The 10,477-nt window shown below is 72.2% G+C and carries 10 protein-coding genes; 4 read left to right on the forward strand and 6 right to left on the reverse strand.

The features are described from left to right. Positions 1-39 precede the first annotated feature (39 nt). Positions 40-540, reverse strand: coding sequence for a type III secretion system chaperone family protein (locus ACZ4WH_RS15245; protein ID WP_468180424.1), 501 nt, complete (start codon positions 538-540; stop codon positions 40-42). Beyond that, a complete protein-coding gene (gene mshA, locus ACZ4WH_RS15250) occupies positions 533-1,915 on the reverse strand; it encodes a D-inositol-3-phosphate glycosyltransferase (RefSeq protein WP_468180425.1) in 1,383 nt (460 codons plus the stop codon). Before mshA ends, ACZ4WH_RS15245 begins: the two co-directional genes overlap by 8 nt. Positions 1,916-2,124: 209 nt before the next feature. On the opposite strand from mshA, the gene ACZ4WH_RS15255 reads away from it, so the two are divergent. The 3 genes from ACZ4WH_RS15255 (at position 2,125) to ACZ4WH_RS15265 (ending at position 5,830) form a co-directional block, all read left to right on the forward strand. Next, entirely contained in the window at positions 2,125-2,937 is an 813-nt protein-coding gene (locus ACZ4WH_RS15255) for a class I SAM-dependent methyltransferase (protein WP_468180427.1), read from the forward strand. Positions 2,938-3,149: 212 nt separating this feature from the next. Further along, positions 3,150-4,235: a C40 family peptidase gene (locus ACZ4WH_RS15260; RefSeq protein ID WP_468180428.1), complete on the forward strand. Its 1,086-nt coding sequence runs from the start codon at positions 3,150-3,152 to the stop codon at positions 4,233-4,235. A gap of 293 nt (positions 4,236-4,528) precedes the next feature. After that, positions 4,529-5,830 (forward strand): PP2C family protein-serine/threonine phosphatase, encoded by a 1,302-nt coding sequence (locus tag ACZ4WH_RS15265; protein WP_468180430.1) that lies wholly within the window; start codon positions 4,529-4,531, stop codon positions 5,828-5,830. 21 nt (positions 5,831-5,851) lie between these two features. Here ACZ4WH_RS15265 and ACZ4WH_RS15270 read toward each other — a convergent pair whose 3' ends face one another. From ACZ4WH_RS15270 to ACZ4WH_RS15280, 3 genes are all read right to left on the reverse strand, one after another. Beyond that, positions 5,852-6,199, reverse strand: a complete 348-nt coding sequence (locus tag ACZ4WH_RS15270) for a DUF2516 family protein (RefSeq protein ID WP_468180432.1) — start codon at positions 6,197-6,199, stop codon at positions 5,852-5,854. A gap of 112 nt (positions 6,200-6,311) precedes the next feature. Continuing rightward, complete coding sequence (locus ACZ4WH_RS15275; RefSeq protein ID WP_468180434.1) at positions 6,312-6,911, reverse strand: hypothetical protein; 600 nt, start codon at positions 6,909-6,911, stop codon at positions 6,312-6,314. Positions 6,912-6,992: 81 nt separating this feature from the next. After that, the gene (locus ACZ4WH_RS15280) at positions 6,993-7,481 is read right to left on the reverse strand and encodes a helix-turn-helix domain-containing protein (RefSeq protein ID WP_468180435.1); all 489 of its coding nucleotides are present in this window, start codon (positions 7,479-7,481) and stop codon (positions 6,993-6,995) included. A 132-nt stretch (positions 7,482-7,613) separates the two neighbouring features. Between ACZ4WH_RS15280 and ACZ4WH_RS15285 the strand changes: the two genes are divergently transcribed. Beyond that, positions 7,614-9,983, forward strand: coding sequence for an ATP-binding cassette domain-containing protein (locus tag ACZ4WH_RS15285; protein WP_468180437.1), 2,370 nt, complete (start codon positions 7,614-7,616; stop codon positions 9,981-9,983). Positions 9,984-9,998: 15 nt separating this feature from the next. Here the strand turns inward: ACZ4WH_RS15285 and ACZ4WH_RS15290 are convergent, their stop codons facing one another. Then, positions 9,999-10,472, reverse strand: coding sequence for an HAD domain-containing protein (locus ACZ4WH_RS15290; RefSeq protein WP_468180439.1), 474 nt, complete (start codon positions 10,470-10,472; stop codon positions 9,999-10,001). Positions 10,473-10,477: the final 5 nt, after the last annotated feature.

Consider the following 10,477-nt stretch of genomic DNA (forward strand, 5'->3'; position numbering starts at 1 on the left):
CGCGAGCGGGAAAGGGGTCGTACGGAAGAAAAGCGAGTGTCAGTCCGCCGGGCGTTCGATCAGGTGCATGAACGCTTCCAGGTTCCGCGTGGACTCGCCGCGCGCCACCCGCCAGGCGTACTCCTTGCGGATCGAGGAGGCGAACCCCAGCTCCAGCAGGGTGTTGAAGGCGCCGTCGGCCGCCTCCAGGACCTGGCCGAGGAGCCGGTCGACCCCGTCCGGGGTGACGGCGGCGAGGGGCAGCCGGGCGGTGACGTAGACGTCGCCGAGGTGGTCCACGGCGTAACTGACGCCGTACAGCTTGAGGTTGCGTTCCAGCAGCCAGCGGTGGACGCCCGCCTCGTTCTCGTCGGGGTGGCGGATGACGAAGGCGTTGAGGGAGACGGAGTGGCGGCCGACGAGGAAGGACACCGTGGTGGACAGCTTCCGGGTACCGGGCAGCTTGACCACGTAGTTCCCGGGCTCGGGGCTCTCCCACTCCAGTTCCGCGTCCCGAAGGACGCTCTCCAGGACCTGTCCGGCCTTCTCGACATCACCCATGGTGGGAGCGTACGCGACGGCGGTGGGACTGGGTCGCGGCCGTGTAGACGTCGGCGGTGGCGGCGGCGGCCGCGTCCCAGCCGAAGGACTGGGCGTGCCGGGCCGCGGCCCGGCCCATGCGCGCCGAGAGGGCCGGCTCATCGGCGAACCGGCGCAGCACGCGCGCGTAGTCGGCCGGATCGTGGCCCTGGACCAGGAAGCCGGTCTCGCCGTCCCGCACGGCCACCGGCAGACCGCCGACCGAGGCCGCGAGCACCGGCGTCCCGGACGCCTGTGCCTCGATGGCGACCAAGCCGAAGGACTCGCTGTACGACGGCATGACCAGGACGGACGCGGCCCGGAACCAGTCCGCCAGCTGCTCCTGGCAGACCGGCGGGCGGAACCGTACGACGTCCGCGATGCCCAGCCGGGCCGCGAGCTTCTGAAGCCCCTCCGGCTTGGCGAGCCCGCTGCCGCTGGGGCCGCCGACGACCGGGACGAGGATGCGGGAGCGCAGCTCCGGACGCTCGTCCAGCAGGACGGCGACGGCACGCAGCAGGATGTCCGGCGCCTTCAGCGGCTGTATGCGGCCCGCGAAGAGGGGGATCAAGGCGTCCTGCGGGAGACCGAGACGAGCCCGGGCGGCGGCCCGGGCGCCGTCCGCGCCGGCGGGCGAGCCGTCCTTCGGCGAGCTGTCCTTCGGGACGGGGCGGAAGCGGTCCAGGTTCACGCCGGGGTGTACGACGGCGACCTTCGCGGGGTCGGCCGCGTAGTGCTGGACCAGTTCGCCGGCCTCCTCGGCGGTGTTGGCGATCAGCCGGTCGGCGGCGGCCACGATCTGGGTCTCGCCGATGACCCGGGCGGCGGGTTCGGGGGTGTCGCCGTCGGCCAGGTTGGCGTTCTTGACCTTGGCCATGGTGTGCATGGCGTGCACCAGGGGCACGCCCCAGCGCTGGGCGGCGAGCCAGCCGACGTGGCCGGAGAGCCAGTAGTGGGAGTGGACGAGGTCGTAGTAGCCGGGGCGGTGGCCGGCCCAGGCCTGCATCACGCCGTGCGTGAAGGCGCACAGCTGGGCCGGGAGGTCCTCCTTGGCCAGGCCCTCGTAGGGGCCCGCGTCGACGTGCCGGACGAGGACGCCGGGGGCCAGCTCGACGGCGGGGGGCAGGCCGCCGGTCGTGGCCCGGGTGAAGATCTCGACCTCGATGTTGATCGCGGCCAGCCGCTGGGCCAGCTCCACGATGTAGACGTTCATGCCGCCGGCGTCTCCGGTGCCGGGCTGGTGGAGCGGGGAGGTGTGCACGGAGAGCATGGCGACCCGGCGGGGCCTGCGGTACAGCCGGAGCCGCGTGCCGGCCGACGGGGAGCGTCGCCCGAGCCTGCTGACGTACTGGCTCACCTGGCGTTCCTCCTTGCTGCGGGCATGCCTGACGAGGGCCCACCTCGCCCTCCAAGGTGGTCCAACAGTGGACGGGTGCCCGGCCATTTCCCGAACAGGCGGCTTTGCCGAATCATTACCCGAAGTCGATCAACGGTTCGAATGCGGTCGGCGTCCGCGGCGGGCGGACGACCGCAAGCCCCCGGCGGCGCACGCTTACCCTCGTATCCATGGCAGCCCGCACACTCACTCGGCCCGTAGGAACGGTGACGCGCGGGACGACCAACCCCAACCGGCTGCGCCGCATGGACCGCTGGATCGCGGCCACGCACGGCGCCGAGCTGCGCCGCGCGAGCGACCCGGTGGCGATCGACCTGGGATACGGCGCCGCCCCCTGGACCGCCGTGGAGCTGCTGACCCGGCTCCGCGCGGCGGCGCCCCGCGCGCGTGTCGTCGGCATCGAGATCGAACCGGAACGGGTGGCGGCGGCCCGGCCGTACGAGCGGGAGGGCCTGACCTTCCGGCACGGCGGCTTCGAGGTCCCGGTGCACGGGCGCCCGGTGCTGATCCGGGCCGCCAACGTGCTGCGCCAGTACGACGAGGACGAGGTCGCGGCGGTGTGGGAGCGGCTGCGCGCGCGGCTCGCCCCGGCGGCCGGCGGCTCGTGCGGCGGGCTGCTGGTCGAGGGGACGTGCGACGAGATCGGGCGCCGGCACGTGTGGGTGGCGCTCGGCCCGGAGGGTCCGCGCACGGTCACCTTCGCCACCCGGCTCGGCTCCCTGGACCGCCCCTCCGACCTCGCCGAGCGCCTGCCGAAGGCGCTGATCCACCGCAATGTCCCGGGCGAGCCGGTGCACGCCTTCCTCCGGGACTTCGACCGCGCCTGGGCCGCCGCCGCGCCCTACGCCTCCTACGGCGCCCGGCAGCGCTGGCTGCGCGCGGTGCGGGAGCTGACCGCCGACTGGCCCGTCACCGACTCCCCGGTCCGCTGGCGGCAAGGCGAAGTGACGGTCGCCTGGGCGGCGTTGGCGCCCCGAGCCTGACACCGGTACGGCATCACCCGTTCGGGGCGCCGGGCACCGGAGACGGAACGATCCTCGTGCGTCGTTCGTCACACCGGCGAGGAGATCGTCTTATCCGGTGCTGAGCGGGGGAATTCCGGTTTCCGACGGCCTCTGTCGCTTTGCGCGCGGCCGTGGCACGATCCCTCAGAGCCCGTAAGTTACTGACGGTAAATCAGTTTGGGGGAAGAGGTATGGGATCGGGCAAGCGCGGCCTGCTCACGGCTGCCCTGACGGTGATCTGCGCGGTGACCGTCCTGTCGGCGCCCGGCACGGCGTTCGCGGCCACCGAGCCCACTCGCACCCCGCCGGCGACCCCTACCCCGACGGCGACTCCCGTGCCGAGCAAGGATCTTGAAGAGGTCCGCGAGAAGCTCGACAGGCTCTACCACGACGCGGCCGTGGCCACCGACGCCTACAACGCGGCCGAGGAGAAGGCGAAGAAGCAGTCCGCCGAGATCGTGGCGCTGGCGAAGAAGATCGTCGAGGGCCGGCGGAAGCTGGCGAAGCTCAAGGACCAGGCGGGCGCCGCCGCCCGCGACCAGTACCGCACCGGCGGCCTGTCCGACACCGCCCGGTTCCTGCTCAGCGACGACCCGGGCCGGTTCCTGGACGGCGCCGGCCGGGTGCTCCAGGGCCAGCAGGCGGCGAAGAAGCTGATGACGGAAAAGGCCCGCACCCAGCAGGAGTTGCAGCAGTACGCCGACGACGCCTCCGCCCGCTGGAAGAAGCTGGAGGCGAACCGCAAGGCCAAGGACGCCGCCAAGAAGAAGATCGAGAAGCAGATCGACGCGGCCGAGAAGCTCGAGTCCCGGCTGGAGAAGAAGGAGAAGGAGCGGCTCGCCCAGCTGGAGCGGGAGGCCGCGGCCAGGGCGCAGACCGCCTGGCTGGACACCGGAGTCCTCAAGGACGTCCACGGAAAGGCCTCCGCGCGGGGCGAGAAGGCCGTGAAGTACGCCACCCAGCAGCTCGGCAAGCCGTATGTCTGGGGCGCCGAGGGGCCGGACTCCTTCGACTGCTCGGGCCTGACCTCCCAGGCCTGGGCGGCGGCCGGCCACCCGGTCCCGCGCACCTCGCAGGAGCAGTGGAAGCAGCTGGAGCGCGTCGACGTGCGGGACATGCGGCCCGGCGACCTCATCATCTACTTCGACGACGCCAGCCATGTCGGGATGTACATCGGCGACGGCGCGATCATCCACGCCCCGCGCCCCGGGCGGACGGTGACGATCACGGGCGCGGGCTCGATGCCGATCCTGGGGGTCGTACGACCGGACGCGTGACCGGCCGCCCGCGCGGTCCGGCGCGGGCCATGTGCCCGGTGACATACGTCATGTGACCCACCGCACGCCCAATCTCCGCCCAAACCGCCCCAGGACGTGAGCTTCGTCATCCCCTCCGGGCCGCCACCGTGTCCAACTGCGGTACGGAACGCGGCATATGACAGTGGCGGGCCCCGGAGCGACGCGGCTCACACCATTCCATCGGGGCGGTGACAGCCGCTATGGTCCCGGTCGGTGGGTCGAGACCCCTCGACGCCGCCGTGCCCTCGGGGGGAGGGAAGGAACCCAGGACAATGCCCGTACCCGTACCGCGGCAGAGAGCGATCCCGGCCGTGGAGAGTGGTCAGGCGCAGGCCGCACGCGCAGTCGGCGGCCCCCTCAAGGAAGAGGCCCACCGCGACGCCACGGCCGTGCACGGCACCGGCGCCACTCTCACCCTGCTGCTGATCGAGGACGATCCGGCCGGCTCGCCGATCGTGCCCGACCTGCTGGACTCGGCAGGCAAGCCGATCCGCGTCCGCACCGCCCGCAACCTCACCGAGGCCGAGCGGCTGCTCACCGACGACGTCCACTGCATCCTGCTGGACCTGGCGCTCCCGGCGCCGGGCGGCAGCGACACCGACGACGAGCTGGCCGTGCTCAGGCACGTCCTCCAGCTCGCGCCCCGGCACGCCGTGCTCGCGCTGACCGCCTCCGGCGACGCCGAGCGCGGCGCCGAGGCCGTGCGCGTCGGCGCCCAGGACTACCTCTTCCGGGACGAGCTGGACGGCCGGCTGCTCAGCCGCGCCATCCGGTACGCGGTGGAGCGGAAGCGATCCGACACCGCCGAGCGACGGCTCGCCGAGGGCAAGCTGCGCGCCCAGGAGAACCGCCGGCTGGAGCGCGGGCTGCTGCCCACGCCGCTGCTGGAGGGCTCCGCGCTGCGCTTCGCCGCCCGCTACCGCCCCGGCCGGTCCCGGGCACTGCTCGGCGGTGACTTCTACGACGCCGTCCGCACCCCCGACGGCACCGTGCACGCCATGATCGGCGACGTCTGCGGGCACGGCCCGGACGAGGCCGCGCTCGGCGTGGAGCTGCGCATCGCCTGGCGGGCGCTGACCCTGGCCGGGCTGTGCGGGGACGAGCTGCTGAACACCCTCCAGCAGGTGCTGGAGCACGAGCGTGCCGACGAGGAGATCTTCGCGACGCTGTGCACGGTGGACATCGCGCCCGACGGCCGCCGGGCCGGCCTGTGCCTGGCCGGCCATCCGGCCCCGCTGATCGCCCGGCCCGGCCGGCCGGCGCGGCTGCTCCCCTACGAGAACAACGGCCCCGCCCTGGGGCTGCTGCCCGGCGCCCGCTGGCCGCGGATGCAGGTCGAGCTGGGGGCCGAGTGGAGCCTGATGCTCTACACCGACGGGCTGATCGAGGGCCGGGTCGGCGAGGGCGGGGAGCGGCTCGGCCAGGACGGTATGGTGCGGATGATCCGCCGGCAGCTGTCCGAGGGGCTGCGGGGCGAGGAGTTGCTCCGGGCCGCGGTGAGCGAGGTCCGGGACCTCAACGGAGGTGAGCTGACCGACGACGTCGCGGTGGTTCTGCTGGACCGGAGCCTGTGAGCCGCTGCCGGAGGCGCTCTGTCAGCGACCCCCGTTGTACGGGCCGTACGGGCCGTCGCTGCTGCTTCCGCCCCGGCGGCGGCCCCAGCCGCGTCCGCCGCCCGTCTGCTGGAGGGCGGGGCGGACGTCGACGATGTAGACGATGCTCGCCACCGCGCCGGCGATGGGGAGGATGGACAGGAGCGAGAACAGGTAGCTGACGACGAGGGCGATGCCGAGGATGATCAGCCAGAAGACCTTGTTCTGCTTGTCCGCCGCGCGGAAGGCGTCCTCACGCCGGAACGCGGCGTCGAACAGCCCGAACGCGGCCAGGGCCATCAGAACGATCTTCAAGATCCCCATGAAACCCGCGAAGCCCAACATCAGCATGCTGCCCACCGCCCGTTGATGATTCCCGATCCCTGCTACGCCGCCACCGTACCCATAGAACGGGCCGGACACCCCAAAGGTGCCCGGCCCGGACCCGTCTCGTCGGCCGTGGTCACTTGGCCGGCGGGGTGACCTTCTTCGTGGTGGTGGTCTTGCGAGGGGCCGGGGCCTTCTTCGCCGCGGGCTTCCTGTCCTCGGCGGGCTCGGCCTTCGCCGCGGCCGGCTTCGGCTGGTCGTCCTTGACCTCGACCGGCTCGGGCTTGCCCTCGACCGCGATCGCCAGGTCCTCGATCTCCTCGGCGGCCTCGCCGCGCCAGGTCTTCACGGCCTGCTCGCCGTGCTCGGCGACCCGCTCGTAGGTCTCGCGGGCCTTGACGGCGTACTCGGCGGCGACGCCGACGCTGCGCAGGGCGAGGTCCTGGGCGGACTCGCCGAGCTTCTTCAGGTCGACGTCGAGGGTCCCGATGAACTCGTTGACCTTGGTCTGAAGGGTCTCCTGCGCCTCCTTGGCGCGGGCGGCGGCCTTCTCCTGCACGGCCTTCGGGTCGGTGTTGCGCACGGCCTCGATGCGCGCCGGGGCCTCGGCGCGCAGCTGCTCGACCAGGGCCGGCACCTTCTTGGCCTGCTGAAGCGCCAGGTCGGCGGTGCCGGCGGCGAAGTAGAACGGGGTCGGGTCGCTGAGGGTCTTGCGCAGGTCGTCGGTGATGGCCATGGTGAGGGTCCTCCCGGATCGGATTCGCGTTCGGCTGGGTTGGTGTGGTCCGCGGCGGGCGTCCGGAGCCCTGGTCCGGCGTTATCCGGCCGTCCGCCGCTGGCCGGCGTCCGTGTCACTGCCGGCGGCATCGCCCGCGCCGGCCGTACGGCTGCCGCCGCCGGTCCCCTGGTCCACGGAGCCGTCCCCGGGCCCGTCCTCCTCGGCGCGCTCGCCGGTCCCGAATCCGTTCTCCTTGCGGAAGGACTCGTAGATCTGGAGCAGCACCTGCTTCTGCCGCTCGTTGAGCGTGGGGTCGGCGAGGATGACGGCGCGCGTCTCGACCTCGTCCCGGTCCCGTTCGGCGTCGAGGATGCCGGCGCGGACGTACAGGGTCTCGGCGGAGATGCGCAGGGCCTTGGCGACCTGCTGGAGCACCTCCGCGCTGGGCTTGCGCAGCCCGCGCTCGATCTGGCTCAGGTACGGATTGGACACCCCGGCGGCGTCGGCGAGCTGCCGCAGCGACAGCTGGGCGTTCCGCCGCTGTTCGCGCAGGTACTCACCGAGGTTGCCGACGTTCAGCGATGCCATGCCTCCACCTTGCCCCACCTCCGCTAACAATTGCAAGCACCCGCTTGCAAGAGTGTGTCGCGCCACGGCCGTCGAGGAAGGCGTCAGGAATGGAGAAGCGCCCTCCGCCGGGGCGCCGCTACGGTGGCCGCCATGGACGACGCCATCGCACCGCACGCCGCCGACAGTCATGACCTGATCCGTGTGCACGGGGCACGCGAGAACAATCTCAAGGACGTCACCGTCGAGATCCCCAAGCGCCGGCTCACGGTGTTCACGGGGGTCTCCGGCTCGGGCAAGAGCTCGCTGGTGTTCGACACCATCGCCGCGGAGTCGCAGCGGCTGATCAACGAGACGTACAGCGCGTTCGTCCAGGGCTTCATGCCCACGCTGGCGCGGCCCGACGTCGACGTGCTCGACGGGCTGACCACCGCGATCATCGTCGACCAGCAGCGGATGGGCGCCGACCCGCGCTCCACCGTCGGCACCGCGACCGACGCCCACGCGATGCTGCGCATCCTGTTCAGCCGGCTCGGCACGCCGCACATCGGCTCACCGAAGGCGTTCTCCTTCAACGTCGCCTCGATCAGCGGTGCGGGCGCGGTCACCCTGGAGCGCGGCGGCAAGACGGTGAAGGAGCGCCGGGAGTTCAGCATCACCGGCGGCATGTGCCCGCGCTGCGAGGGCCGGGGCACGGTCACGGACATCGACCTGTCCCAGCTCTACGACGAGGACAAGTCGCTCAGCGAGGGCGCGCTCACCATCCCCGGCTACAAGCCCGGCGGCTGGAACTACCGCCTCTACACCGAGTCGGGCTTCTTCGACCCGGACAAGCCGATCCGCACGTTCACCCAGCAGCAGCTCGACGACTTCCTGTACCGCGAGCCGACCCGGATGAAGATCGCGGGCATCAACATGACCTACGAGGGTCTCGTGCCGCGCATCCAGAAGTCGATGCTCGCCAAGGACCGGGAGGCGATGCAGCCGCACATCCGGGAGTTCGTGGACCGCGCGGTCACCTTCACGACCTGTCCCGACTGCGACGGCACCCGGCTCAGCGAGGCGGCCCGCTCCTCGAAGATCAGGGGGATCAGCATCGCCGACGCCTGCGCGATGCAGATCAGCGATCTGGCCGGGTGGGTGCGCGGGCTGGACGAGCCGTCCGTGGCGCCGCTGCTCACCGCGCTGGGCGACACCCTCGACTCGTTCGTGGAGATCGGCCTCGGCTATCTCTCCCTGGACCGGCCCGCGGGCACGCTCTCGGGCGGCGAGGCGCAGCGGACGAAGATGATCCGCCATCTCGGCTCCTCGCTGACCGACGTCACGTACGTCTTCGACGAGCCGACCGTCGGCCTGCACCCCCATGACATCCGGCGGATGAACGACCTGCTGCTGCGGCTGCGGGACAAGGGCAACACGGTGCTCGTGGTGGAGCACAAGCCGGAGGTCATCGCGATCGCCGACCACGTGGTGGACCTCGGCCCGGGCGCCGGTACGGCGGGCGGCACCGTCTGCTTCGAGGGCACCGTCGCCGGGCTGCGGGCGAGCGGCACGCTCACCGGGCGGCATCTGGACGACCGGGCGGCACTGAAGAAGACGGTGCGGAAGCCGACCGGGGCCCTTCAGATCCGTGGCGCCACGACCCACAACCTCCGGAACGTGGACGTCGACATCCCGCTCGGCGTGCTCGTCGTCGTCACCGGGGTCGCCGGCTCCGGCAAGAGTTCGCTGGTGCACGGCTCGATCCCGGCCGGCGAGGGGGTGGTGTCGGTAGACCAGGCGCCGATCCGTGGCTCACGGCGGAGCAACCCGGCGACGTACACCGGGCTGCTGGAGCCCATCCGCAAGGCGTTCGCCAAGGCCAACGGGGTGAAGCCGGCGCTGTTCAGCGCGAACTCCGAGGGCGCCTGCCCCTCCTGCAACGGCGCCGGTGTCGTCTACACCGACCTGGCGATGATGGCCGGGGTGGCCACCACCTGCGAGGAGTGCGAGGGCAAGCGGTTCGACGCCTCGGTGCTGAACTACCACCTGGGCGGGCGGGACATCAGCGAGGTGCTGGCGATGCCGGTGACCGAGGCCGAGGAGTTCTTCGGCAGCGGCGAGGCCCGCACCCCGGCCGCCCACCGCATCCTGCGGAACATGGCCGACGTGGGCCTGGGTTACCTCACCCTCGGCCAGCCGCTCACCACCCTCTCCGGCGGCGAGCGGCAGCGGCTGAAGCTGGCCACGCACATGGCGGACAAGGGCGGGGTCTACGTCCTGGACGAGCCGACGACCGGGCTTCATCTCGCCGACGTGGAGCAGCTTCTGGGCCTGCTCGACCGGCTGGTGGACGCCGGCAAGTCGGTGATCGTCATCGAGCACCACCAGGCGGTCATGGCGCACGCCGACTGGATCATCGACCTGGGCCCGGGCGCCGGTCACGACGGCGGCCGGATCGTCTTCGAGGGCACACCGGCGGATCTGGTCGCGGCCCGCTCCACGGTCACCGGCGAACATCTGGCGGAGTACGCGGGCGCGTGAGGCGCACACGCCCCTTCAGTGTGCTTCCAGCCACTCCTCCAGCACGGTGAAGTCGGCCTCCGTCAGGCCGTACCGCTGGTCGACGCGGTGCGGCAGGGCCGGGGCCGGGTGATGGACGGCGATCCAGGCGCGGTCGGCCTCGGTGATCTCGTCGTCCACCCAGACGAAGGGCCGCCCCGCCGCCCAGCGGACCAGCGGCCGGGTCTTCCAGTGCAGCGGGCCCGGCCGCTCGTCCGTGTCGGGCCACCGCACGACCGGCAGCGGGGGCAGGCCCAGCCAGGGCGCGAGGCAGTCGTTGGCGTCGTCCATCCAGGTCGTGGCCCACACCAGTGCGCAGCCCAGCGCCGTCAGCCGGGGTCCCAGCGCGGGGTCGACACGGGGCAGCAGCGGGTGGCCGGCGGGCACCGGCGGGCCGTCGTGGAGCGGGTAGGCGCGGTCCGCCGCACCGAAGGGGACGAGCGGACCGTCCACGTCGAGGAAGAGCAGCATCACCG

This window comes from Streptomyces sp. NPDC029138, assembly GCF_055564375.1.